This window comes from Pseudomonas sp. PDM03 (assembly GCF_014852385.1).
GTDB lineage: Bacteria > Pseudomonadota > Gammaproteobacteria > Pseudomonadales > Pseudomonadaceae > Aquipseudomonas > Aquipseudomonas migulae.
In genome coordinates, this window is record NZ_JACVBM010000012.1 from 21,617 (window position 1) to 46,070 (window position 24,454).

General features: G+C 61.1%; 21 protein-coding genes. 15 read left to right on the top strand and 6 right to left on the bottom strand.

What is annotated here, in order from left to right; genetic code table 11:
• Window positions 1-19 precede the first annotated feature (19 nt).
• From IB254_RS17200 to IB254_RS17220, 5 genes are all read right to left on the bottom strand, one after another.
• Window positions 20-1,399, bottom strand: a complete 1,380-nt coding sequence (locus IB254_RS17200) for a 4Fe-4S binding protein (RefSeq protein WP_192418233.1) — start codon at window positions 1,397-1,399, stop codon at window positions 20-22.
• Complete coding sequence (locus tag IB254_RS17205; protein ID WP_192418235.1) at window positions 1,387-2,241, bottom strand: FTR1 family iron permease; 855 nt, start codon at window positions 2,239-2,241, stop codon at window positions 1,387-1,389. The genes IB254_RS17200 and IB254_RS17205 overlap by 13 nt, the downstream gene beginning before the upstream one ends.
• Before the next feature lie 22 nt (window positions 2,242-2,263).
• Window positions 2,264-2,596: a cupredoxin domain-containing protein gene (locus IB254_RS17210; protein WP_192418237.1), complete on the bottom strand. Its 333-nt coding sequence runs from the start codon at window positions 2,594-2,596 to the stop codon at window positions 2,264-2,266.
• Entirely contained in the window at window positions 2,597-3,121 is a 525-nt protein-coding gene (locus IB254_RS17215; RefSeq protein ID WP_192418239.1) for an iron transporter, read from the bottom strand. It lies immediately after the preceding gene.
• Window positions 3,122-3,208: 87 nt separating this feature from the next.
• A complete protein-coding gene (locus IB254_RS17220; RefSeq protein ID WP_192418241.1) occupies window positions 3,209-3,568 on the bottom strand; it encodes a hypothetical protein in 360 nt (119 codons plus the stop codon).
• Window positions 3,569-3,728: 160 nt separating this feature from the next.
• Here IB254_RS17220 and IB254_RS17225 point away from each other — a divergent pair, with 160 nt between their 5' ends.
• The 8 genes from IB254_RS17225 (at window position 3,729) to IB254_RS17260 (ending at window position 10,487) form a co-directional block, all read left to right on the top strand.
• The gene (locus IB254_RS17225) at window positions 3,729-3,941 is read left to right on the top strand and encodes a DUF3079 domain-containing protein (RefSeq protein ID WP_008032916.1); all 213 of its coding nucleotides are present in this window, start codon (window positions 3,729-3,731) and stop codon (window positions 3,939-3,941) included.
• 163 nt (window positions 3,942-4,104) lie between these two features.
• Window positions 4,105-5,085, top strand: coding sequence for a quinone oxidoreductase family protein (locus IB254_RS17230; RefSeq protein WP_008032914.1), 981 nt, complete (start codon window positions 4,105-4,107; stop codon window positions 5,083-5,085).
• A 13-nt stretch (window positions 5,086-5,098) separates the two neighbouring features.
• A complete protein-coding gene (locus tag IB254_RS17235; protein WP_192418249.1) occupies window positions 5,099-5,947 on the top strand; it encodes a TauD/TfdA dioxygenase family protein in 849 nt (282 codons plus the stop codon).
• An 87-nt stretch (window positions 5,948-6,034) separates the two neighbouring features.
• The gene (locus IB254_RS17240; RefSeq protein ID WP_008032909.1) at window positions 6,035-7,087 is read left to right on the top strand and encodes a 3-keto-5-aminohexanoate cleavage protein; all 1,053 of its coding nucleotides are present in this window, start codon (window positions 6,035-6,037) and stop codon (window positions 7,085-7,087) included.
• A 91-nt stretch (window positions 7,088-7,178) separates the two neighbouring features.
• Window positions 7,179-8,498: an MFS transporter gene (locus IB254_RS17245; RefSeq protein WP_192418251.1), complete on the top strand. Its 1,320-nt coding sequence runs from the start codon at window positions 7,179-7,181 to the stop codon at window positions 8,496-8,498.
• On the top strand, window positions 8,495-9,157 hold the full coding sequence (locus tag IB254_RS17250; RefSeq protein ID WP_192418253.1) for a DsbA family oxidoreductase: 663 nt from the start codon (window positions 8,495-8,497) through the stop codon (window positions 9,155-9,157). Before IB254_RS17245 ends, IB254_RS17250 begins: the two co-directional genes overlap by 4 nt.
• Window positions 9,154-9,480, top strand: a complete 327-nt coding sequence (locus IB254_RS17255; protein ID WP_192418261.1) for a Rieske (2Fe-2S) protein — start codon at window positions 9,154-9,156, stop codon at window positions 9,478-9,480. Before IB254_RS17250 ends, IB254_RS17255 begins: the two co-directional genes overlap by 4 nt.
• Complete coding sequence (locus IB254_RS17260) at window positions 9,477-10,487, top strand: YeiH family protein (protein ID WP_192418262.1); 1,011 nt, start codon at window positions 9,477-9,479, stop codon at window positions 10,485-10,487. Before IB254_RS17255 ends, IB254_RS17260 begins: the two co-directional genes overlap by 4 nt.
• A gap of 1,241 nt (window positions 10,488-11,728) precedes the next feature.
• On the opposite strand, the gene IB254_RS17265 is transcribed toward IB254_RS17260, so the two are convergent.
• Complete coding sequence (locus tag IB254_RS17265; RefSeq protein ID WP_192418263.1) at window positions 11,729-12,772, bottom strand: AraC family transcriptional regulator; 1,044 nt, start codon at window positions 12,770-12,772, stop codon at window positions 11,729-11,731.
• Between the two features lie 355 nt (window positions 12,773-13,127).
• On the opposite strand from IB254_RS17265, the gene IB254_RS17270 reads away from it, so the two are divergent.
• From IB254_RS17270 to IB254_RS17300, 7 genes are all read left to right on the top strand, one after another.
• Entirely contained in the window at window positions 13,128-13,694 is a 567-nt protein-coding gene (locus IB254_RS17270; protein WP_192418264.1) for an RBBP9/YdeN family alpha/beta hydrolase, read from the top strand.
• 128 nt (window positions 13,695-13,822) lie between these two features.
• Entirely contained in the window at window positions 13,823-15,826 is a 2,004-nt protein-coding gene (locus tag IB254_RS17275) for a DUF1302 domain-containing protein (RefSeq protein ID WP_192418265.1), read from the top strand.
• A gap of 41 nt (window positions 15,827-15,867) precedes the next feature.
• A complete protein-coding gene (locus IB254_RS17280; protein WP_192418266.1) occupies window positions 15,868-17,226 on the top strand; it encodes a DUF1329 domain-containing protein in 1,359 nt (452 codons plus the stop codon).
• A 97-nt stretch (window positions 17,227-17,323) separates the two neighbouring features.
• The gene (locus IB254_RS17285; protein ID WP_192418267.1) at window positions 17,324-18,400 is read left to right on the top strand and encodes a WD40/YVTN/BNR-like repeat-containing protein; all 1,077 of its coding nucleotides are present in this window, start codon (window positions 17,324-17,326) and stop codon (window positions 18,398-18,400) included.
• A gap of 16 nt (window positions 18,401-18,416) precedes the next feature.
• Window positions 18,417-20,936 carry an efflux RND transporter permease subunit gene (locus IB254_RS17290; protein WP_192418268.1) on the top strand — a complete coding sequence of 840 codons (2,520 nt, stop codon included), beginning with the start codon at window positions 18,417-18,419 and terminating at the stop codon, window positions 20,934-20,936.
• Between the two features lie 7 nt (window positions 20,937-20,943).
• Window positions 20,944-22,722, top strand: a complete 1,779-nt coding sequence (locus IB254_RS17295; RefSeq protein WP_192418270.1) for an acyl-CoA dehydrogenase C-terminal domain-containing protein — start codon at window positions 20,944-20,946, stop codon at window positions 22,720-22,722.
• A gap of 32 nt (window positions 22,723-22,754) precedes the next feature.
• On the top strand, window positions 22,755-24,398 hold the full coding sequence (locus tag IB254_RS17300; RefSeq protein ID WP_192418272.1) for a fatty acid--CoA ligase: 1,644 nt from the start codon (window positions 22,755-22,757) through the stop codon (window positions 24,396-24,398).
• Window positions 24,399-24,454 lie beyond the last annotated feature (56 nt).

A 24,454-nucleotide genomic window follows, 5' to 3' on the forward strand; every position in this document is an offset into this window, starting at 1 on the left:
TGGTTGTGGAGGTGGGCGCTCAGGACCAGCCCCAGAACTGCAACCACCAGCCAAACCCGATCAAACCATTGGCCAACAGCAGGCAGGCGCTGCCCGACATGCGCCGCGCCAGAGAGCGGTTTTCGCGGCTCAGTCGCTTCCATCCCAGCAGCAAACTCCAGCCAATCGCGGCTACCAACAGGCAGGCCCTGACCGGTTGCACCCATTCCAGCAGCAAACCTTCATAGCGCAGCAGTTTCACGGTAGTTGCCGACAACCCGAGAAACAGTCCCGCACCACCCAGGGGCGTGAGTGTGAGCGCCAGGGGCCAATACAGTGCACGATCACCCGCCAGTCGAGCGGTCAGGCGCAAGAGAACCATTAGCACGGTGCCGAGCAGCACCGAGCTCAAACTCAGGTAAGTGACGATGCTGAACCCGTCGAGCCAACTGAAGCTGTCGTTGAGCTGCGGGTAGTGGGTGAGCAGCCACCAGGGCGCGTTGTCTTGCAGGGCCCAGAACTGGTCGTGTTCAACCAGCCATTGGGCGAGCGTTTGTTTGAGTGCGATGAACCAGGGGCTGACCGTCCACTGGAAAGCGCCCATCGCCAGGCCGATCACACCGAACAGCAGCAAGCGAGCATCCCACGGGGATAGCGTCTGCGACGTCGCGTGAAGAATCTCTTGATTGCCCGACCGGGCGATCAACTGGACGGCACCGCGTTGCCCGCTGCAGCGCCCGCAGGCATGACAATCACTGGCGCCTTGCAGACGTCGGATATCGAGCAACGGTGCGCAGTTGGGGGGCGACAGGCGTGGCGGGGCGTTTTCTATCCAGCGTTGTTCGTTGACCTGAAAATGCACCGGCGCCAAGCGGGCGAGCAGTGCAAACACGCCGCTGACCGGGCACAGGTAACGGCACCAGACCCGCTTGCCTCGGGCGAACAACAACCCGACGACCACCGCAGCGACAGTCGAACCACCCAGAATCAGCAGCGCCGCCTGAGCGTAGTCATAGACGCTGATCAACTGGCCATAGAGGGTCGTCAGGCAGAACGCCAGGGTCGGCCAGCCGCCCCAGCGCAACCAGCGCGGCACGCCCATGCCTTTGCCGTAATGGCTGGCCCATTCGCTGAGCGAGCCTTCCGGACACAGCACGCCACACCAGAGTCGACCGAACATCACGATCGACAGCAGCACGAACGGCCACCAGATCCCCCAAAACAGAAACTGCGCGAGCAAGGTCAGGTTGTCGAGCATCCGGGCCTGGCTGTCCGGCAGCGGCAGCAGCGGCGGAATCACCAGCAGCACTGCGTAAAACACCACAACCAGCCACTGCGCGGCACGAATGAACCGCGCATGGCGACGCATCCCGTCGCCCAGTCGCTGGAGCCATCGATTGTGCCAACTCAGTTCAGGCATGGGACTTTTTCCATCGTCCGTTGCCGTAGCCATCCGCCGACGACCAGCCAGTAACCGATCCACACCAGCAAGGTCAGGCCGCTGGGGGTTGCCCGATAACCGGCAAAACCGGCCAGGAAACCACCGAGCCCATGGCTGTCGCTCAGTAAGACGCTGCTGTCCCAGAACGCGTCGCCAATGACGCTGTAAACCTGCTCCGGCAGATCGAGGGCGAGCAGTTGGCCGCCGATTCGCTCGGTGCCACTGACCAGCAATGCGGCCCCGAGCATGAGCAGGATGACTTCGCTGATGGCAAAGAATCGTTGCCACGAAATGAACCGGCGACTGCTGTTCAGCAGGATGATGGTCAACGCCGACAGCACCAGCCCCATGGCGCCACCGATGGCAAACAAACCGAGCTGCGGGCCTCGCAGTTGAGCACCGGCGCCATAGAGAAACACGACCGTTTCACTGCCTTCACGACTGACCGCGAGCATCGCCAGCAGCAACAACCCCATGCCACCTTGCCGGGCCAGATGGCTGTCGGCGTGGCGCTGCAAATCCTGTTTGAGGGAGCGCCCGTGACGGTGCATCCAGCCCACCATTTGTACGATCAACAGGCTGGCGACCAGCGCGAGTGCGGCCTGGAACCATTCACTGGCCGAGCCGCTCATGGCCTCGCCGGCAAACAGAATCAGCACGGCCAGCAGACACGAGAGCAGCAACCCCAACCCCACGCCGACCCACAAGTATTTGACCAGTCGATGACCCTGGTACTGCTGGCTGGCCCAGGCCTGGAGAATGCCGATCACCAGCAACGCCTCGACGCTTTCGCGCCAGACGATGAACATTGATTGATTCATGAAAACTCCGTGCGCTGACAGGTTATTTCGCGAGGATGCCGCCCTCGGGCAGTTGCGGATTGAACTCGTCGAAAAACGGGTAGTGACCGGGCCTGAGCGGGTGAATGACGACAAAGGTGGTCACGCCCGGAGACATGACTTTTTCAACCCGCAGCGGTGTGCTCTCGAATTCGGCCGGCCCCTGACCGTTGTTTTTCAGGACGATCTTGAATCGCTGCCCGGCCGGGACCTCCAGCAAGGCCGGCGTGAAGTGGCCATCGCGCAGGATCAGTTCGTAGCTCGGTAACTCGGCATGGGCGGTCAACGGCACAAGGGCTCCAGCCACCAGCAGGCAGGCAACCTGCAGGCGCTTCATTCAATAGCCGCCTTTTTTGCCAATGCCGGCGTAGACGAATTCGTAGTGCAGCTCGCAGCGTTCGAACCAGGGCGCGACACCGGTTTCCTTGTCGGTGTGGCGACCGAGAGAGGCGTGACCACCGGGTGGCAGGATGGTGAAGGTGAGTTGATATTTGCCCGGCCCCATCAGCTTCACATTGTCGCCGTAGTGGGGACCGTCGTTGGCGACCATGGCGTGGAAATCGCCTTTGAGTTCCGGGTCGTTGCCGTGCTTTTTCAGATTGAAAGAGACGTTGAGATAGGGCACGAAACTGCCTTCCTGAAAGCCCTGGCGATTATTCGCAGTGGCGCGGATGTCGGCCTCCAGATGCACATCCGAATCCGCAGTGGCGCGCATCATGCCCGCCGGTTCCATCTCGATCGGTTGCAGATAAACCGCCCCGACTTCCAGCCCCGGACACATCTGTGGTTCGCCGATCGGGTATTCCTTGGCCTGAGCCAGCGGTACGAACAAGAGCAAAGCGAGTGTGAGAGAGGTACGCATGATTTCTTCCAGGGCACTGACGAGTAGGAACCCGAGTCTAGGAAGGTTTGCTGCGAACAATAATGATTGCTATCAAGTTTTGAGTAATTAAACCGACGGCTCGTCGCGCCGGCGAAATCGCTGGGCGCGCTCGACGGTGTGGGTCATCTGTGCCGCCGCATGGACGGTCAAGGGATGCTGGGTAAATCCGGCTCTGGGGGAAATGTAGCCGGCCATTTCCCGGGCAACGGCGAGCTGACGTTCCGAACCTTCCGCCAGCAGCGCGATGACCAGGTTTTCCAGGGCAATGACGCGGACACGCAAGTGAACCAGTTCGGCGTTTGTCAGCGCAGGTGGGGCGATAAACGCATCGCTATCGATGGATGTTGCGGCGTCTTGATCGTCCCATGTCGACAGCGGTGGACGGTCGGGTGTCTCTGCGTTCGGGTGAGGATTTTTATTGATCATGAGCGACGCCTCCAGGTTTGTTCGGCCGTTATCAGCTTAGCCTCAGGATCATGATCGGGGGAGGGCAGTCACTCGATGTCGATAGCTTGATATCCATCAAGGACGACTTTGCACAGAGGCTGTAGGTTGGAAAAACGCCTCTCAATGATCGGAGATCGGCATGGCCAAGAACTTCCCCGACAACCCCAAACACCCCGAGCGGATTTGCTGGGGATGCGACCGGTATTGTCCGGCCAAGTCGTTGGCGTGCGGCAATGGCTCCGAGCGTACGATGCATCCGGCCGAGCTGTTTGGCGAAGACTGGAACGTGCCCGGCGACTGGGGTATCGAGCCCCTCATCGTCACAACCAAGGCGGCGGATGACGATATCTGACGCAGGTCCAACCTGGTCATAGCGCAGTCTTGCGTTCCATGCCCGCAACCATCTGTCATGAAATGAAAAGCCTGTGTCGTCTGATGAGAAGCGGCTCACCAGACTGCGTCCTACAGTCCAATCAGCGCAAATCGACGCTGTACAGACTGGAGAATAAGAAAAAATGGCCAACGCCGTACGCTTCTACGAAACCGGTGGTCCCGAAGTCCTCCGTTATGAGGAGGTCGAGGTCGGCGATCCCGGTCCAGGCCAGGTTCGTCTTCGTCATGTGGCGGTGGGCCTCAATTATGCCGACACCTATTTTCGCAATGGCACTTACCCGATTCCGATGCCCAACGGCATGGGGGTTGAAGCGTCCGGTGTGGTCCAGGCCGTTGGCGAAGGGGTGACCAACGTCCAGGTGGGGGACCGCGTCACCTATACCGGTTTCCTCAACACCCTTGGCGCCTACAGCACCGAACGGCTGATCGCGGCCGCGCCGCTGATCAAGCTGCCGGAAACCATCAGTTTCGAAACCGCTGCGGCCATGACCATGCGCGGCCTGACGTCTTCGTACCTGATGCGCCGCATCTACGACTTCAAGGAAGGCGACAGCATTCTGTTGCACGCCGCCGCCGGTGGCGTTGGCCTGATCGTCTCGCAGTGGGCCAAATTGCTCGGCTTGAACGTGATCGGCACGGTTTCGACCGAGGAAAAGGCCCAAATCGCCCGGGCTCACGGTTGCGACCATACTATCAATTACAGCCATGAAGACGTCGCCGCCCGCGTTCGCGAATTGACCGATGGCGTCGGCGTCAACGTGGTGTTCGACAGCGTCGGCAAGAACACCTTCGCCGGCTCTCTGGATTCGCTCAAGCGTCGTGGCCTGATGGTGTGCGTCGGCACGGCTTCCGGTCCGATCCCAGCGTTCGACCCGGTGATGCTGGCGATGAAAGGCTCATTGTTCCTGACCCGTCCGGCCCTGGCTGACTACATCGCCGACCCAGCGGAGAAAGCCGCCCTGGCCGGTGAGTTGTTCGACCACGTCGGCAGCGGCCGGATCAAGATCGAGATCAACCAGCACTACGCCTTGCAGGATGCGGTGCAGGCTCATCGCGACCTTGAGTCGCGCAAGACCACCGGTTCGTCGATTTTCGTCATTTAAGGAGCGGCCAGCCATGAAAGTCGAACAATTGACCTGCAACATCGGCGCCGAACTGATCGGCGTGAACCTCGCCGACGCGGTGCATGACGACGGTCTGTTTGCCGAGATTCGTGCCCAGTTGCTCAAGCACCGGGTGGTGTTCCTGCGTGATCAGAACATCACTCGCGACGAGCACGTGGCCTTCGCTCGCCGCTTTGGTGAGTTGGAAGACCATCCGGTGGCCGGCAGCGATCCGGATCATCCGGGGCTGGTGCGGATCTACAAGAGTCCGGACCAGCCGATGGACCGCTATGAAAACGCCTGGCACGCCGACGCCACCTGGCGCGAGGCGCCGCCAATGGGGTGCGTGTTGCGCTGCGTGGAATGCCCGCCGGTCGGCGGCGACACCATGTGGGCCAACATGGTCGAGGCTTATGCGCGTTTGCCGGAAGACGTGAAGGTGAAAATCGCCGACCTGCGTGCCCGTCACAGCATCGAAGCGAGTTTCGGTGCGGCGATGCCGATCGAAAAACGCCTGGCGCTCAAGGCGATGTACCCGGACGCCGAGCACCCGGTGGTGCGCACCCACCCGGAAACCGGCGAGAAGGTGCTGTTCGTCAACGCCTTCACCACCCACATCAGCAACTACCACACCTCTGAGCGGGTGCGCTTCGGTCAGGACGCCAACCCCGGCGCCAGCGAATTGCTGCGCTACCTGATCAGCCAGGCGTACATCCCCGAGTATCAGGTGCGCTGGCGCTGGAAGCCCAACAGCATCGCCATCTGGGACAACCGCAGTACCCAGCACTACGCCGTCATGGATTACCCGCCGTGCCATCGCAAGATGGAGCGCGCCGGGATCATCGGCGACAAGACCTACTGATCGACCCTTTCTGCATACGCACTCGTAAAAACGTCTGCCCGGCACGATCCCGGGTGGGCGGGACAATCATAAAAAGTGGAGTAAATCATGCAATTCTTCGACGATTCCCTGCACCCGGAAAACATGGAAAAAGTGGTCATCACCGTGGCCCCGTACGGCCCGGAATGGATGCCTGAAGATTTTCCGGAAGACATCCCGCTGACCATGGACGAGCAAGTCCAGAAAGCGGTCGATTGCTATGAAGCCGGCGCCACCGTGCTGCACCTGCATGTGCGTGAACTGGACGGCAAGGGCTCCAAGCGCCTGTCGAAGTTCAACGAGCTGATCGCCGGCGTGCGAGAAGCCGTGCCGGACATGATCATCCAGGTCGGCGGTTCGATTTCCTTCGCCCCGGAAAGTGATGGCGAAGCCGCCAAGTGGCTGTCCGACGATACCCGCCACATGCTGGCCGAGCTGACGCCAAAACCGGATCAGGTCACGGTGGCAATCAACACCACCCAGATGAACATCATGGAGCTGCTGTATCCGCAATACCTGGAAGGTACCTCGCTGGCTAACCCGTTGATCCAGGCTGCCTACAGCGAAATGACCGTACCGGCCGGCCCGGCCTGGGTTGCCGAGCACCTCAAGCGCCTGATGGACAACGACATCCAGCCGCACTTCCAGCTGACCGGCATGCATGCCCTGGAAACCCTCGAGCGCCTGGTGCGCAAGGGCATCTACAAGGGCCCGCTGAACCTGACCTGGATCGGCATCGGTGGCGGTTTCGACGGCCCGAACCCGTTCAACTTCTTCAATTTCATCCACCGAGCGCCGAACGGCTGCACCCTGACCTCCGAGTCGCTGCTCAAGAACGTCATGCCGTTCAACACCATGTCGATGGCTATGGGCATGCACCCGCGCGTGGGCAATGAAGACACTATCATTGATCACAAGGGTGATCGCTTCGGCTCGGTGGCGCAGATCCAGCAAACCGTGCGCATTGCCCATGAACTGGGTCGCGAAATCGCCACGGGCAAAGAAGCCCGCGAGATTTATCGCATCGGTGTGAAGTACGACAGCATCGAGCAGACCCTGCTGGCCAACGGTATGGCCCCCAACCGCAAGGCTGGCCAAAAGGGTGTGCCGCAACGCGGCTGACCGACGGTCTGGACGAGGGGCCGCAACCTCTCGTCCACCGCACTGCAACACGCTTGATAACAACAATAAATAAAAGCATTGAGGAGGCTGCATGGCCTTTCACCCAATCGCCGCTGACGATGACGACGCAGGTTGCGTCGGCGTTTCGCGCCAATATGCCTGGATCGTTTTTGCATTGACGTTCGGCCTGTTGATTTCCGATTACATGTCGCGTCAGGTGCTGAACGCGGTGTTCCCGCTGCTCAAGAGCGAGTGGGCCCTGAGCGACGGCCAGCTCGGGTTGCTCAGCGGTATCGTTGCCTTGATGGTCGGCCTGCTGACATTCCCGCTGTCGTTGATGGCTGACCGCTTTGGACGAGTCAAGAGCCTGGCGCTGATGGCGTTGCTGTGGAGCCTGGCCACGCTGGGCTGCGCATTGGCGCAGGATTACCAGCAAATGTTCATTGCCCGGTTCATGGTCGGCGTCGGTGAAGCGGCTTATGGCAGCGTCGGTATCGCCGTGGTGATTTCGGTGTTTCCGAAACACATGCGCGCCACCCTGGCCAGCGCGTTCATGGCGGGCGGCATGTTCGGCTCGGTGCTGGGCATGGCGTTGGGCGGTGCCATCGCGGCCAAGCTAGGCTGGCGCTGGTCGTTCGCCGGCATGGCGTTGTTTGGCCTGGTGCTGGCGATGCTTTATCCGATCATCGTCAAGGAAGCGCGCATCGCACCGCAACGGGTCGCCAAGGCTGTCGCGGGGGCCAAGCGTCCGCTGCGTACGCTGTGGTCCAGTCGTTCGGTGGTAGCGACCTACGTCGCCAGCGGCTTGCAGCTGTTCGTCGGCGGCACGGTGATGGTGTGGATTCCCAGCTACCTCAATCGCTACTACGACATGCCGACGGACAAAGCCGGCGCCATGGCGGCGATCATCGTGCTGTGCAGCGGTGCGGGGATGATTGTGTGCGGCATGCTCAGCGATCGGCTGTGTCGCAACTCGCCGGAACGCAAGGTCAGCCTGGCTATCGCCTTTTGCCTGGGCAGTTGCCTGCTGCTGTCGGCGGCGTTCGCAATGACGGCAGGGCCTTTGCAACTGGCACTGATTTGCCTGGGCATGCTGATTGCCACCGGCACCACCGGCCCGGCTGGCGCGATGGTCGCCAACCTGACCCATTACTCGGTCCATGGCACGGCCTTCGCCACGCTGACATTGGCCAACAACATGCTGGGACTGGCGCCGGGGCCGTTCATCACAGGAAGGGTGTCGGACCTCATCGGCCTGCATGCCGCTTTCCAACTGGTGCCATTGGTCAGCCTCGCGGCAGCGGCCGTGTTCTTTTATGCCAAGTGTCATTACCACAAAGATATTGCCCGCCTTCAGGGTCAGCGCGTGCCTGACCCCGTCAGCCAGGCCGGGTTAGAGGTGAAGTTGTGAGTCGTCGTCTACAGATTGATGTGTTTTTCGATTTTATCTGCCCCTGGTGCCTGATCGGCAAACGCCAACTGGAGCATGCGCAGGTACAGTTTCGCAGTCGCCATCCGGATGTGCAGATCAGCACGCAGTGGCATGGCGTGCAGTTGCTGCCGCAATTGCCGTTGGAAGGTGAGCCCTTCGTCGATTTCTACCGCAAGCGCCTGGGCAATGCCGATGCCATGACCATGCGCCAGGCCCAGGTACAAAAGGCTGCCGCGGCGGTTGGACTGACCATCGACCTCGGCCAGATCGAGACGATGCCCAATACCGCAGACGCCCATCGTCTGTTCGAGCGGGTCAGCGCGCTGGGCAACGCTGCCCAGAGTGAAATGTTGCTAGAGCGGCTGTTCGCCGCTTATTTCCGCAAACGCGAAAACCTTGGTTGCCGCGAGACCTTGCTCGCCATTGCCCGCTCCTGTGGCATTGATGCGCAGGCCTTGGCTGACTGCCTGACGGGCGACGCCACTCCATTTGCCGGATCACCCGAGGCGAGCAGTGGCGTACCCGGCTTTCAGTTCGATCGCCGCATGACGGTGGTGGGCGCGCAACCTGCTGCGGTGTTGCTCGGGGCCATGAGCCAGGCACTGAAAGAAAGTGATTACGAGCGGCAACCTGCATGACCCGGCGTATCCCCGTGCCTGCCGGAAAACACCCGCAGGCGGGCGGTCGTGCATTGTTCGAATTCGATGACAAAAGCCTGGCGCTGTTCAACGTCGAAGGTGACTTGTTCGCCATTGACGACAGTTGCCCGCACCAGGGCGCCTCGCTGTGTGGCGGGCGACTTGAGGGGCGAGTGATTCAGTGTTGCGCTCATGGTCTGCGCTTCGATCTGCGCAGCGGTTACCTGCTCAATTCCACCGCAGTCAAAGTCGCCAACTACCCGGTCGAGATCATCGACGGTCAGGCATTCATCGTCATTGTTCCCGAGGAGGCCGCGCCATGAACGCCATCGCTCTCACCCGTATCCACAGCCGAACGCGCGAACTGGCGCCGGGTTTTGTCGTCAGTCTGATCGTGGCGGCGGCCGCGTCGTTTTTGTCCGAGCACTACGGTGCGCCGGTGATGCTGTTTGCCTTGCTATTGGGCATGGCCCTGAATTTTCTGGCCGGCGACGGTGCCTGCAAGGCCGGCATCGAGTTCACGGCGCGTACCGTGTTGCGCATCGGCGTGGCGCTGCTGGGCATGCGCATTACCCTTGAACAGATGGCTGCGCTGGGCTGGAAGCCAGTGGCGCTGGTGGTGATTCTGGTGGTGGTGACCATCGGCGTTTCAGTGATCGCTGCCAAGGCGCTGGGCTTTCAGCGTTTGTTCGGCATGCTCACCGGAGGGGCCACCGCGATTTGTGGTGCATCGGCCGCGTTGGCGCTGGCGGCAGCGCTGCCTAATCACCCGCAGAAAGAACGCGCGACGTTGTTCACGGTGATTGGGGTGTCGGCGCTGTCGACTCTGGCGATGATCGTGTACCCGATGATTGCCAATTGGCTGCAACTGCCGCCGCAAGTGGCCGGGGTGTTTCTCGGGGCGACCATCCACGACGTGGCCCAGGTGGTCGGCGCCGGCTACAGCATGTCGACCGAGACCGGCGATACGGCCACGGTGGTCAAGCTGATGCGGGTCGCGATGCTGCTGCCGGTAATCGTCACCGCCGCGATGATCACCCGCATGCAGGGCGCCGATCCGACCGGCAAGCGACCACCGTTGCTGCCGTGGTTCGCCGTCGGTTTCCTGTTGCTGGCGTGTATCAACAGCACCGGGTGGATAGCCCCGGTGGTGCAGGGCTCGATCAATGAGCTGTCGCGCTGGTGCCTGGTGGTGTCCATCAGTGCCCTGGGCATGAAGACCCAACTCAAGGAACTGGCGGCGGTGGGTATCAAGCCGATTCTGTTGATGGTGGGGGAGACGGTGTTCCTCGTCGTGCTGGTGCTGTTGTTGCTGCACTGGGGCCTTTGACACCCGACGCAAAACGCTTTTTGACAGAGGGCTGCACCGCGGTTGACTCCTCACTGTGGTGGTGTCCTCGACCGGTGTCGACAACACCGGTTTTTTTCGGCGACTGTGCCAGCAGTCGCCGTTTTTTTTTGCCCGGTGTGAGCTCGCTGGGGAAGGACCAGAGGCCAGGCTTCCCGCGTCATCGTTGACCTCCATCGGTGCCTTTGCCAGCGTTGATCCATGCCTCGTCAAAGTTTGTGGGAGATTGTTGTCTGAGTACATATCCGTTGCTGCGGTGATGGCGGCTATTGGTTTCGCCCTTACGGCGAGTCACTTTCGAAAAGCGCGAAAGTAACCAAAGCGCTTTTGCCCCTTTCGTTCGGTGGCTCGCTAATGCTCGCCATGCCCTCGCTCCGGTCCTGCTCCGTGGGCCCGCCGCGATCGGCCATCCTTGGCCGTGCGCGGCTAACCCGGCATCCATGCCGGGTTGCCCACTGCGCAGAACCTCCACTCGGCCTCTCGAGGGGGCGACCACCGCCACAGCCGCCGAGGCGGCCTGAAAGCCGACCTGGCTCATTTGCGTACGCGTTCTCCTTCTCTGCTGCGCTCACTCATTCCGAGCATGTACACCGCTCCCCTGTAGGAGCCGGCTTGCTGGCGATAGCGGTGGGTCAGACAATTAATGTGTTGGTTGGACGGACGCCATCGTCGGAACGCCGCCCGCAGCAAGCCGGCTCCTACACGGGATCGGGTTCACACGGTCAAAATTGTAGGAGCCAGCTTGCTGGCGATGGACGTCAACGATAACGCTGGGTGTCTGAATGAACGCGGTGTCCAGACGATTTTCGCCGGCAAGCCGGCTCCTACAGGGGGCACGCATGCTTTTGATTTTCACCACTCATCAGGCCGAGCGTTAGCTCGCCTTGCGCTTTTGATCTGAGCGCCCCCTCGAGAGGCCGAGCGCAGGTTCTGCGCAGTGGGCAACCCGGCATGGATGCCGGGTTAGCCGCCCCCGGCCATGGATGGCCGATGGCGGCGGGCCCACGGAGCAGGACCGGAGCGAGGGCATGCCGAGCCTGGGCGAGGCACCGAACGAAAGGGGCAAGAGCGCTTGGTTACTTGGGGCTCTTCCAAGTGACTCGCCGTAAGGGCGAAACCAATAGCGGCCATAACCGCAGAAATGGATATGTACACCTGAAAGATAATCGTCGCCTATCAAGACGCCTTCGCCGGCAAGCCTGGCTCCTACAACAGGCGCGATATCAGTAGGGTTTGGGTGGGGCAGCATCCGTCGGGGCTTTTGCCGAAGCCTGCTTTTGCACCCGCCACGTCGCCGGCGGCATGCCGAACTGGCTGATGAACCACCGCGTAAACGAACTCGCCATCGAGTAGCCAAGCATGTCGGCAATGCGCCCGAGCGTGTAATTCGGGTTGTCCAGATAACGCAGCACCAGGTCGCGGCGCACATCGTTGATCACATCGTTGAACGCACAACCATCATCCTTCAGGCGACGTTGCAGGGTGCGAACGTTCATGCCCTGGCTCTGCGCGACTTGCTCGATGGTAGCGCGGCCCATGGGCAGCAGCAGGTAGATGGCCTTGCGCACTTCGAACAGCATCGAAGTGCCTTGGTGGCTTTGCAGCGAATCGAGGTAGCTCTGGGCGTAACGGGCCATGGCCGGGTCGGCATTGGCGTTGGTCATGTCCAGGCTGGCACCTGCGCAGACAATGCCGTTGAACTCACTGCCGAACTCCAGGGTGCAGCCGAACAGGCGACGGTGCAGTTGAAGGTTGTCGGGGGGCTGGTGGGTGAAATTGACGCTGTAGGGATGCCAGTGAGAGCCGAGCAGGGCGGCGCACAGGCGGAACATCACGCCGATGGCAAGCTCGGTGGCCTGTCGACTGGGCATCGGCGAGTCGGTGACCACCTCCTCGCGAATGATCACCATCTTGCCGGCCTCTTCAATGAAGATGGCCAGCGAATCATTCATCAAGTGCCGGTAATGCACCACCACCTGCAAGGCATCACGCAGCGTGCGCTGATGGCTGAGCAGCAGGCTGACCACGCCGAAGTCCGAGAGCTGGCGCGACTCGGCCATGCTCAGGCCAAAGTTCTGGCAGCCGCTGGCGGCGGCTGAGTCCTCCAGCAGACGCACGGCGGCATCGATGGGAATGCGATGTTCAGGGGCTTGCAGCAGGGCTTTGCTCAAGCCGACGCCGGCCAGTACATCGCGCGGGTTGAACCCCAGGTACTGAGTAACCTCCAGGTAGTTGGTCAAGACGGCGGCGCGAACAAGCTTGGGCATGCGAAGGTCTTTCCTGGGCCGGTTGCGATTCAGATGAGCGTGGCGACTATATCCAGCACATCAGCGATTGAACAGTTGTGATGTTGTCGAGGGCGCTCGCCAGTTTCTGTCCGCAATCACCTCCGTTGTCGTGGAGCAATCGACGCACACCCATTGATTACAGTGAGCTACAGAGAACCTGTGGGGATTTTCGACCAGTGGTCGGCGCGCGCCAATACCTGGAAATCTGTCATGAAAAGAAAAGTGCCTGACGTCCAATGAAAAGCGCCTGGGGTGGGCGCTCTTTAATGTCAGTCCTACAAAAAGCCCCTGGCCACAGAGCCAGTCGAGTCATCGAGAAAGCGTAGGTGCTGAAGTGGACAAACTGCAAACTGCCGCAACCGTTCTGATCGTACCGGGCCTGCGCGAGCACGTTGCCGAACATTGGCAGACGTTGCTTGAAGCCAGGCTGAGCAAGGTACGTAGTGTGCCGCCGCAGGAGACCGACAAGCTCGATTGCAACAAGCGCGTGCAAGCGATCCAGCACGCGCTGGAGCAGATCGACGGGCCGGTGATCCTGGTCGCCCACAGCGCAGGCGTACTGATGGTCGCGCACTGGGCCGCGCAGTACCGCCGGCCGATCAAGGGCGCGCTGCTGGCTGCTCCACCTGACCTCGATGCCCCTTGGCCGTCAGGCTACCCATCGCCTGAAACCCTGCGTAGCCAGGGTTGGGATCCTCTACCCAAAGGGCCGCTGCCATTTCGCAGCCTGGTGGCCGCCAGTACCAGCGACCACCTCGCCAGCCTGGAAGCCGTTACGCACCTGGCTGAAGGCTGGGGCAGTGAGCTACTCAATCTGGGCGATGTCGGTCATCTCAATCCTGCTGCCGGGTACGGGCACTGGCCGCAAGCCGAAGCCCTCATCCTCGAGCTGGATCGCTAGTTCAGGCGCCGGCTGGCTCGCGCCATCCGGCATTTGCCCTCACTCCTGAAAAACGCAAACCCCTGGAACAAGAGGGTGCGCGAGGGCGGCTGCGCTTAAAACAAATACAAAATGGCGGAGACAACGCAATGCACAACAATAAGAGTCACGGGTTCACCGCTTCACGCTACACCTTGCTGGCCTCAGCCATTCTCGCGGCAACGGTGCCGATGGCCCATGCGGCAGAGATCGAGACAGGTAACCCGGACTGGACCGTTCGCCTGGATAACACCATCAAGTACAACTACGGCGTGCGCACCGAAAGCGCGGACAAACGTATGTTGGGCACGCCCAACAACAACGACGGCGACTACAACTTCCGCAAGGCCGGGACCAACATCACCAACCGCGTCGACCTGTTGACCGAGATGGACGTGGTCTACCAGAACCACATGGGCTTTCGTGTCAGCGCCGCCAGTTGGTACGACAAGGCCTACGAGAACACCGGTTCCAATTCGAACCCGTTCGTCAACGGCAACGGATCGACCTCGGGCCTGGTCGCCAACGACCCGCGCCTGGCCGGGGTCACCAATGACAACGTCGGCAACGGCAGCCCGCACCTGAGCAACTATGCCCAGCGTTACTACACCGGCCCGTCCGGCGAAATCCTCGACGCCTTCGTGTTCTACAGCACCGAAGTGGGCGAGGAGTCGATGCTGAGCTTCAAGGCTGGCCAGCACAACGTGTTCTGGGGCGAGACCATTCTCAACCCGGTGCATTCGATCAGCTACGGCCAGTCCGGCCTGGACCTGGCCAAGCTGGCCGCGTCGCCGGGCACCGAAGCCAAGGAACTGTTCGTTCCGCGCAATCAGCTGTCGATGTCCTTCACGATCAATCCCGAACTGACCGTGGCCGCCCAGTACTTTCTCGACTGGGACGCCGCACGCCTGCCGGAAGCCGGCACCTACTACGGCGGCTCCGACCTGGTCGGTTTCGGCGCGCAGTCGTTCCTGCTGGGTAACACTAATGCTGTCGTGCCTGGCAGCCCTCTGGGTTGCGGCCTGGCGCCGTGCAACGGCTTGACCAACGTGCGTCGCGGGCATGACCTGACGCCGGACAAGCGCGGCGACTGGGGCCTCATGGCCAAGTGGTCGCCCGCCTGGCTGGACGGCACCCTCGGCGTTTACTACCGCGAAACCTCGGAAATCCTCCCGCAAGCCTGGCTGGATGCCCGAGGCCTGAGCTCGGCCAACCCGAACGGAACTCGCCCGGCCGGCCAGGTGCCCGCGGTGGTCAATACGCTCAACTCGCTGAGCACCGCCACCTATCAAATGGCCTATGCCGACAACATCAAGATCGTTGGCCTGAGCCTGTCCAAGGATGTGGGCGGGGTGAGCGTGGGTTCGGACCTGAACATTCGTCACAACATGCCGCTGGCCAGTATTCCGGCGGTCGTCAGCTCCACCAGTCCGCTGGGCCTGGGCCAAGGTCTTGGCCTGCTGCCGGCACGCACGGCTGCCACCGGTGTGGTTTATGACACCCCGCAGAAGGGCGACAGCATGGCCGCCACCGGCGACACCTTGCACTGGACGCTCAACGGTCTGATGACCATTGCCAAAACGCCTGTATTCGATTCGGCGACCCTGCTTGGCGAGCTGTATTACAGCAACCTGCTCAAGCTCGATAGCAAGAATGAGGCGCTCTACAAGGGCAAGGGCACCTACCACGGCATCGACCAGCCAACCCGGGACAACTGGGGCATCGCGGTCAACTTCACACCGACCTGGTACCAGGTGTTTCCCGGTGTCGACCTCAACGCGCCGATGTCCATCAACGTCGGTCTCGATGGCGTTTCACCGGTCTCCGGTGGCGGTGCCAAAGACACCGGTAACTACGCCATCGGTCTCGGGGCCGTTGTGTACAACAAATACTTTGTCGACCTGAAGTACGTGGACTCTTTCGGCAAGGCCGACAAGTGCAATGTCAGCGGTGTGAGTACCGGCCCGACCGGAGGTGATGGCACTGCGCCGAACGCCTTTAGCGGTAACGAAAACTACGCCTGTTTCGCCGGTGGCTACTCGGCCTTTTCCGGTGGTGGTGCAACGACTGAGGACCGTGGCGCCGTTTACCTGACGATGAAAACCACTTTTTGATTCAACACTGATTTGCTCAATGCAAGCAGGAGAATAACAAGATGAAATTTGCTAAAACCGTGTTGGCCGCTTCGCTGGCCATGGTCCTGGTCGCTCAGGCACAGGCCGCTGTTTCAACCCAGGACGCTGCCAAGTTGGGCAGCAGCCTGACCCTGGTGGGCGCCGAAAAGGCCGGGAACGCTGATGGTTCCATCCCCGCCTACGACGGTGGCCTGACCACGCCGCCGGCCAGTTTCAAATCCGGTGACAGCATGCGCCCGGATCCGTATGCCAGTGAAAAACCGTTGCTGGTGATCGATGGCAAAAACGTCGATCAGTACAAGGGCATGCTCAGTGCTACCACGGTGGAACTGGCCAAGCGTTTCCCGACTTACCGTGTCGATGTATACCCGACCCACCGCACCGTTTCGCTGCCAAAAGCCATCCTCGATAACGGCGTGAAGAATGCCAGCGGCGCCAAGTCCCTCGAAGGCGGTCTGGCCATCGATAACGTGCTGCCGGGCGTGCCATTCCCGATCCCGCAATCGGGCAGCGAAGTGATGTGGAACTTCCTGCTGCGCTATCAAGGTGTGAGCATCAACTCCAAGTACGACTCCTGGAACGTTGACTCCGCCGGCGTGCCAAGCCTGGCCACCACCGGGCAGGCGTTCATCTCCTACCCGATCTACGAAAACCTGGCGCAGCCGATCAGCAGCGCCGACGTGTACTACCAGATGAAGCTGTCGTACACCGGCCCTGCACGTCGGGCCGGTGAAGCGGTGATGCTCAAGGACGCCGCCAACCCGCTGCAGCAACCGCGCCGCGCCTGGCAGTACCTGCCGGGTCAACGTCGGGTCAAACTGGCACCGAACCTGGCCTACGACACGCCTAACCCAGGCACCGCCGGCGCGGGCACTTACGACGACGTTTTCGTGTTCAACGGCGCGCTGGACCGCTACGACTGGAAGCTGGTGGGCAAGCAGGAAATGATTGTGCCCTACAACACCTACAAGCTGACCTACGCCCAGGATCCGAAGTCGCTGACCACCGCCAACCACCTGGCACCGGACTTCGTGCGCTGGGAAAAACACCGCGTCTGGGTGGTGGAGGGCAACCTCAAGGCCGGCTCCCGCCACATTTATCAGAAGCGCCGCTTCTACCTTGATGAGGACAGCTGGACTGCTCTGGCCTCGGATCAATACGACGCTCGTGGTCAGTTGTACCGTGGCTCCTTCGCCTTCCTCAGCCAGAGCTACGACAAACAGGTCCCGGACTCCACGCCCTTCATGATTTACGACCTGGTCGGTGGTTCCTACAACATCAACGGCGTGGTCGGGCCTTATGGCGGCATCAAGTACATCGATCCGCTTTCCAAGGCCCAATGGTCGTCGGAATCCCTGGCCGGCAGCGGCATTCGCTAAGCCAACCGCAAAAAAGCGCCTACAAGGTCCACCGCTCACAAGGCGGTGGACCGTGCGCCGACGGCGTGGGCGCCAGGTTTTCCGAAGAGGACGCGGTATGTGTTCGTATAAGAATTATTTGCAGGTGGCGTTTGGCGTTGTGCTCGGCCTGTTGCAGGGCGTCACCCTCGCGGCTGATTACGTCGATGTGCTGGACCTGCCTGCCAGGGTCAGTGCCTTGGCCATCAACAGTCCGTTGTCCGGCATGGCACGCGCCGGTGAGCGCGTGATCGCCGTCGGTCAGCGTGGCCATATTCTGTTTTCCGATGATGCCGGCAAGCACTGGCAGCAGGCAGCAGTGCCGGTCAGTGCCGATCTTACGGCGGTGAATTTTCCGACCACCACCCAAGGTTGGGCAGTGGGCAACGACGGTGTGGTGCTGCACAGCAGCGACGCTGGCGCGACCTGGCAAAAGCAGCTCGACGGCCGCCAGATCGGCGCCTTGCTGGTCAAGCATTACACGGCGTTGGCCAGTGCCGAACCGGGCAATGAACAATGGCCGTTGCTGGTTGCCGAAGGCCAGCGGTTGATCGAACAGGGCGCAGACAAACCGCTGCTCGACACATGGTTTGCCAACGACAAAGTCGGTTATGTGGTCGGCGTGTTCAACCTGATCCTGCGCACCGAGGACGGTGGCCAGAGCTGGACGCCATTTCAGGATCGCACAGACAACCCGCAAGGTTTCCACCTCAACGCCATCGCTTCCACCGGCGACGCGTTGTACATCGCCGGCGAACAAGGCCTGTTGCTCAAATGGGATGACAACACCCAACGCTTCAGCGCCGTGCCGACGCCGTATCAAGGCAGTTTTTTCGGCGTGCTCGGCAAGCCTGGCGAAGCGCTCGTCTATGGCCTGCGCGGCAACGTCCTGCGCAGCGCTGATGGCGGCCAAAACTGGACGGCACTCGACACCGGCCTGCACGTCAGCATCACCGCTGGCCTGATCGATGCCCGTGGCGACTACCGTCTGTTCACCCAGGGTGGGCAGATGCTGGTCAGCCAGGGCACGGGCGCGCAATTGCACCTGTTGCGCCAACCGGTGCCGACCCCGGTCGCCGGTGTTACCCAGTCCGCCGCTGGTGCGTTGGTGGTCGCGGGCAGCCGTGGCGCCCAGACGCTAGCCCTCGAACCCTAAGAGCGAGAACCCAGACATGGGCAATATCAAACAAGACGCCATGCCGGTAATCCGCGACCTGCGCGATTTTGACCAGCACTCCGGCAACCTCCTCGAACGGTGGGTGTTCAACTATCGGCCGCTGTTCATGCTGCTGATGGCACTGGCCACCGTGGTGCTGGGTTTCATGGCCGTGACACGCCTGGAGCTGCGCCCAAGCTTCGAAAAAATGATTCCGCAGAGCCAGCCGTACATCCAGAATTTCCTGGAAAACCGCCAGTCGCTGCGTGGCCTGGGCAACTCGGTGCGCGTGGTGGTCGAGAACACCCAGGGTGATATTTTCGACCCCGCTTACCTCGACGTACTCAAGCAGGTCAACGACCAGCTGTTCCTCACCGAAGGCGTCGACCGCGCGTGGATGAAATCCCTGTGGAGCCCGGCGGTGCGCTGGACCGAAGTCACCGAGGATGGTTTCCAGGGTGGCCCGGTGATGCCCGATACCTATTCCGGCCAGCCTGAACAAATCGAACAACTGCGCCAGAACATCTCCCGCGCCGGTCTGGTCGGCAGCCTGGTGGCCAGCGACTTCAAGTCGAGCATGCTGATCGTGCCGCTGCTGGACAAAGCCGCCGCCGGTGGTCAGCCCATCAACTATCACGCGTTCTCGCAGATGCTCGAAGAGCAGTTGCGCGACAAGATCGAATTCGCCGGCGACAGCGCGGCGCGCAAATCAGGGGAAGAGGGCAAGGGCCAATACAAGGTTCGGGTAATCGGCTTCGCCAAACTGATGGGCGACCTGATCGATGGCCTGATTCAGGTGATGATGTTTTTCGGCCTGGCGGTCATCACTTCGCTGGCGATCATCTATGCCTACACCCGTTGTGTGCGCAGCACGTTGCTGGTGGTCGGCTGCTCGCTGATTGCGGTGGTCTGGCAACTGGGTATCGTCGCCTGGCTCGGTTATGCCATCGACCCGTACTCGGTGCTGGTGCCGTTTTTGATCTTCGCCATCGGTGTGTCCCACGCCGCACAGAAGATGAACGGCATCATGCAGGACATCGCCCGAGGCACTCACAAGCTGATTGCCGCGCGCTATACCTTCCGCCGCTTGTTCATCGCCGGCGTCACCGCGTTGCTGGCCGACGCCGTGGGTTTCGCGGTGCTGATGCTGATCGACATTCCGGTGATCCAGGACCTGGCGATCACCGCCAGCATCGGCGTCGCCGTGCTGATCTTCACCTCGCTGTTGCTGATGCCGGTGGCGCTGTCCTATGTCGGTGTTGGCGCCAAGGCTGCCGAACGCGCGCTGAAAATCGACACCCGCGCCGAACACCACAAGGGCTTTGGCAAACTCTGGGACCTGCTCGACCGCTTCACCACCGCCAAGTGGGCGACAGGCGCAGTATTGGTCGCCGTGTTGATGGGCATCGGCGGCTTCATGGTCAGCCTCAACCTGAAGATCGGCGATCTGGAAAGCGGTGCGCCGGAGCTGCGTGCCGACTCGCGCTACAACCGCGACAACGCCTACATCACCCAGCATTACGCGCTGTCCAGCGACCTGTTCGCGGTGATGATCAAGACTGCGCCGGAAGGCTGCCTGAACTACAAGACGTTGGTCCTTGCCGATCGTTTGGCCTGGGAGCTGCAACAGTATCCGGGCGTTCAGGCGACGACCTCGCTGGTCAACGCCGTGCGGCAGATCACTGCCGGCACCTATGAAGGCAACCCCAAGCTCAACAGCATCCAGCGCAACCAGGACGTGCTCAACTACGCCGCGCAGCAGGCATCGGTCAACTCGCCTGAGCTGTTCAACAACAACTGCTCGCTGATGCCGGTGATCACGTTCCTCAAGGATCACAAGGCTGAAACGCTGGATGCGGTGGTGGCGATTGCCGACAAGTTCGCCAAGGAAAACAGCACCGAAGATCGTCAGTTCCTGTTGGCGGCCGGCAGCGCTGGCATCGAAGCGGCGACCAACATCGTCGTGCGCGAAGCCAATCGCACCATGTTGCTTTACGTCTACGCGGCAGTGACGCTGTTTTGCCTGATTACCTTCCGCAGCTGGCGCGCCACGCTGGTGGCGTTGTTGCCGCTGGTACTGACCTCGATCCTTTGCGAAGCGCTGATGGTCGCCATGGGGATCGGCGTAAAGGTTGCGACCTTGCCGGTGATCGCCCTCGGCGTGGGCATCGGTGTTGACTACGCCTTGTACCTGCTCAGCGTGCAACTGCACTTCCAGCGCCAGGGTTTGCCGCTGTCCCAGGCCTACCGCAATGCGGTGTCCTTCACCGGCCGGGTGGTCGGGCTGGTGGGCATCACCCTGGCGGCTGGCGTGGTGTGTTGGGTCTGGTCGCCGATCAAGTTCCAGGCCGACATGGGCATCCTGCTGACCTTCATGTTCCTGTGGAACATGCTGGGTGCACTGGTGCTGATTCCTGCCCTGTCTTATTTCCTGTTGCGCGAACGTGCGCTGGCGCCCGGCCCTGTTGCGCAAGCCGACAACACCGAAATCTCTCAACGTCCGGGCATGCCTCATGCCCTGACCACTTCCGAGTAAGCCAACGATGTCTGATTACAAAGCTCCTTTGCGTGACATGCACTTCGTACTCAACGAGGTTTTCCAGGTGTCCCGGTTGTGGGCCAAATTGCCTGGCCTGGCCGAGGTGATCGATGAAGAAACGGCCGCCGCGATCCTAGAAGAAGCCGGCAAGATCAGCGCCGAAGTGATTGCACCGCTGAACCGCAGCAGCGATGAACAAGGCTGCACCTGGAGCAATGGCTCGGTGACCGCACCGGATGGTTTTGCCGCCGCCTACAAGGCTTTTGCCGAAGGTGGCTGGGTGGGCGTAGGTGGCGATCCGCGGTTCGGTGGCATGGGCATGCCCAAAGCCATTTCGGCCCAGGTCGAAGAGATGGTCAATTCGGCCAGCCTGTCCTTCGGCCTGTACCCGATGCTGACGGCCGGCGCGTGCCTGTCGATCAATGCTCACGCCAGCGAAGCACTGAAAGCCACCTACTTGCCGAACCTTTACGACGGCACCTGGACCGGCTCGATGTGCCTGACCGAAGCGCATGCCGGCACAGACCTGGGCCTGATTCGCACCCGTGCCGAACCTCAGGCCGACGGCAGTTTCAAGATCAGCGGCAGCAAGATATTCATCACCGGCGGTGAGCACGACCTGACCGAAAACATCATTCACCTGGTACTGGCGCGTTTGCCGGATGCACCGGCGGGCCCGAAAGGCATTTCGCTGTTCCTGGTGCCCAAGGTGCTGGTCAATGCCGATGGCTCGCTGGGCGAGCGCAACTCGCTGTCCTGCGGCTCCATCGAGCACAAGATGGGCATCAAGGCCTCCGCCACGTGCGTGATGAACTTTGACGGTGCCACCGGCTGGATCGTCGACGCGCCGAACAAAGGGTTGGCGGCGATGTTCACCATGATGAATTACGAACGTCTGGGCGTGGGTATTCAGGGCCTGGCGCAAGGCGAACGCTCGTACCAGAACGCCGTCGAATACGCCCGTGACCGCCTGCAAAGCCGTTCGCCGAGGGGCGCGCAAAACAAGGACAAAGCCGCCGATCCGATCATCGTTCACCCGGATGTACGACGGATGCTGTTGACCATGAAGGCCTTGAACGAAGGCGGGCGGGCGTTTTCCAGCTACGTGGCGCTGCAGCTGGATACCGCCAAGTACAGCGAAGACGAGTCAATCAGCAGCCGCGCCCAGGAACTGGTGTCGCTTCTGACCCCTGTGGCCAAGGCGTTCCTCACCGACATGGGGCTGGAAACCACCGTGCATGGCCAGCAGGTCTTCGGCGGCCATGGCTACATCCGCGAATGGGGCCAGGAGCAATTGGTTCGCGATGTGCGCATCACCCAGATCTACGAAGGCACCAACGGTATCCAGTCACTGGACCTGGCCGGGCGCAAAATCGTCGGCAGCGGCGGGGCGCTCTACCGGCTGTTCGCTTCGGAAATCCGCAACTTTACCGCCAATGCCTGCGCTGACCTCGGCGAGTTCACCAGACCGTTGAACGCCGCCGTCGACACCCTCGACGAACTGACCGCATGGCTGCTGGACCGAGCCCAGAACAACCCGAATGAAATCGGCGCGGCTTCGGTCGAGTACCTGCACGTGTTCGGCTACACCGCGTACGCCTACATGTGGGCGCGAATGGCCAAAGCCGCCATGAGCACGCATTCCAAGGACGCGTTCTATGTCAGCAAACTGGCCACTGCACGCTTCTACTTCGCCCGTCTGCTGCCACGTATCCACTCGTTGAGCGCGTCGGCCAAGGCTGGCAGCGAATGCCTCTATAAATTGGATGCAGAGCAGTTCTGAGCCCACGTAAAAAAGGACCGGGAACCACAACCATGATGGCGACAAAAATAATTCCGCCCGCCGACGGCGCCTACGCCTATCCCTTGCTGATCAAGCAATTGTTGTTGTCCGGCGTGCGCTACGAGCCGGGCCGGGAAATCGTGTATGCCGACAAGCTGCGCTACAGCTACCAGACGCTCAACCAGCGGATACGCAAGCTGGCCAACGCCTTGACCGCTGCCGGCGTCAAGGCCGGGGACACGGTGGCCCTGCTTGACTGGGATAGCCATCGCTACCTGGAATGTTTCTTTGCCGTGCCGATGATCGGCGCGGTGCTGCACACCGTGAACATTCGTCTTTCGCCGGATCAGGTGCTCTTCACCATGAACCATGCCGAGGACGACCTGGTGCTCGTGCATGACGATTTCCTGCCTCTGGTTGAACAGATTCAGGGGCAGCTCAACACCGTCAAAGGTTACTTGCAGCTTACGGACGACACAGCAACTCCCACGTCGCTGCCGGTGCTGGGGGAATATGAAAACCTGTTGGCCGGGGCCGCAGACCAGTACGACTTTCCCGATTTCGATGAAAACTCGGTGGCGACCCTTTTCTACACCACGGGCACTACTGGCGACCCTAAAGGCGTGTATTTCACCCACCGCCAATTGGTCTTGCACACCTTGAATGCCGTGGGCACTTTGGGCGTCTACCAGGGGTTGCCGCTGTTGCGCTCCGATGATGTCTACATGCCGATCACACCGATGTTTCACGTGCATGCCTGGGGTGTGCCCTATGTCGCCACCCTGATGGGAATCAAGCAGGTGTACCCCGGCCGCTACGAGCCCAACAGCCTGGTCAGGCTGTATCGAGAGGAAAAGGTCACGTTCTCCCACTGTGTGCCGACCATTCTGCAAATGATCCTGAACTGCGAGGAAGCGCAACGGACTCGTTTTGATGGCTGGAAAATGCTCCTGGGCGGCAGCGCGCTGACCTTGGGCATCGCCAGTGAAGCGAGTGCCATAGGTATTCAGGTACACAGCGGTTACGGCATGTCGGAAACCTGCCCGTTGCTGTGCCTGACTTACCTGCGTGACGAAGACCTCGCACAATCCACGCAAGCCCAACTGGCGACCCGCATCAAGACTGGCACAACCGTACCGATGGTCGACCTGAAAATCATCGATGCCAATGGCAATGACGTTGCCCGTGACGGAGAGTCCCTGGGCGAGATCGTGGTGCGCGCGCCTTGGCTGACCCAGGGCTATTTGAAGGAGCCCGAAAAGGGGGCAGAGCTTTGGCACAACGGCTGGCTGCACACCGGCGACATGGCCTCCATTGACCCTTTGGGAGGGGTGGAAATCAAAGATCGAATCAAGGACGTCATCAAGACGGGCGGGGAGTGGATCAGCTCCCTGGAACTGGAAAGCCTGATCAGCGAACACCCGGCAGTCATGTCGGTCGCGGTCGTGGGCATTGCGGACGAGCAATGGGGCGAACGGCCGATGGCACTGGTGGTGTGCGAGCCTGGGCAATACCTCGACCGCAAAATGCTGGAGGTGCACCTGCAAGGGTTTGTCGAGCGCGGCCGTATCAATAAATGGGCGATCCCCAAGCGGTTCAGGTTCGTCGCCGAGATCCCTAAAACCAGCGTCGGGAAGATCAACAAGAAGCTCATCCGGGAAAGCGAATCGAGCTGAAAGGCGCGGCGGATGCTACGTCAACCCTGACCGCTGATCGCGAGGTCCGCTGTTTC

Coding starts and splice junctions, on each gene's coding strand:
- IB254_RS17285 (WP_192418267.1), top strand. CDS start 17,324: ATGTGTTCGTATAAGAATTATTTGCAGGTGGCGTTTGGCGTTGTGCTC.
- IB254_RS17245 (WP_192418251.1), top strand. CDS start 7,179: ATGGCCTTTCACCCAATCGCCGCTGACGATGACGACGCAGGTTGCGTC.
- IB254_RS17220 (WP_192418241.1), bottom strand. CDS start 3,568: ATGATCAATAAAAATCCTCACCCGAACGCAGAGACACCCGACCGTCCA.
- IB254_RS17260 (WP_192418262.1), top strand. CDS start 9,477: ATGAACGCCATCGCTCTCACCCGTATCCACAGCCGAACGCGCGAACTG.
- IB254_RS17210 (WP_192418237.1), bottom strand. CDS start 2,596: ATGAAGCGCCTGCAGGTTGCCTGCCTGCTGGTGGCTGGAGCCCTTGTG.
- IB254_RS17300 (WP_192418272.1), top strand. CDS start 22,755: ATGATGGCGACAAAAATAATTCCGCCCGCCGACGGCGCCTACGCCTAT.
- IB254_RS17290 (WP_192418268.1), top strand. CDS start 18,417: ATGGGCAATATCAAACAAGACGCCATGCCGGTAATCCGCGACCTGCGC.
- IB254_RS17235 (WP_192418249.1), top strand. CDS start 5,099: ATGAAAGTCGAACAATTGACCTGCAACATCGGCGCCGAACTGATCGGC.
- IB254_RS17240 (WP_008032909.1), top strand. CDS start 6,035: ATGCAATTCTTCGACGATTCCCTGCACCCGGAAAACATGGAAAAAGTG.
- IB254_RS17205 (WP_192418235.1), bottom strand. CDS start 2,241: ATGAATCAATCAATGTTCATCGTCTGGCGCGAAAGCGTCGAGGCGTTG.
- IB254_RS17255 (WP_192418261.1), top strand. CDS start 9,154: ATGACCCGGCGTATCCCCGTGCCTGCCGGAAAACACCCGCAGGCGGGC.
- IB254_RS17230 (WP_008032914.1), top strand. CDS start 4,105: ATGGCCAACGCCGTACGCTTCTACGAAACCGGTGGTCCCGAAGTCCTC.
- IB254_RS17265 (WP_192418263.1), bottom strand. CDS start 12,772: ATGCCCAAGCTTGTTCGCGCCGCCGTCTTGACCAACTACCTGGAGGTT.
- IB254_RS17225 (WP_008032916.1), top strand. CDS start 3,729: ATGGCCAAGAACTTCCCCGACAACCCCAAACACCCCGAGCGGATTTGC.
- IB254_RS17275 (WP_192418265.1), top strand. CDS start 13,823: ATGCACAACAATAAGAGTCACGGGTTCACCGCTTCACGCTACACCTTG.
- IB254_RS17280 (WP_192418266.1), top strand. CDS start 15,868: ATGAAATTTGCTAAAACCGTGTTGGCCGCTTCGCTGGCCATGGTCCTG.
- IB254_RS17200 (WP_192418233.1), bottom strand. CDS start 1,399: ATGCCTGAACTGAGTTGGCACAATCGATGGCTCCAGCGACTGGGCGAC.
- IB254_RS17295 (WP_192418270.1), top strand. CDS start 20,944: ATGTCTGATTACAAAGCTCCTTTGCGTGACATGCACTTCGTACTCAAC.
- IB254_RS17215 (WP_192418239.1), bottom strand. CDS start 3,121: ATGCGTACCTCTCTCACACTCGCTTTGCTCTTGTTCGTACCGCTGGCT.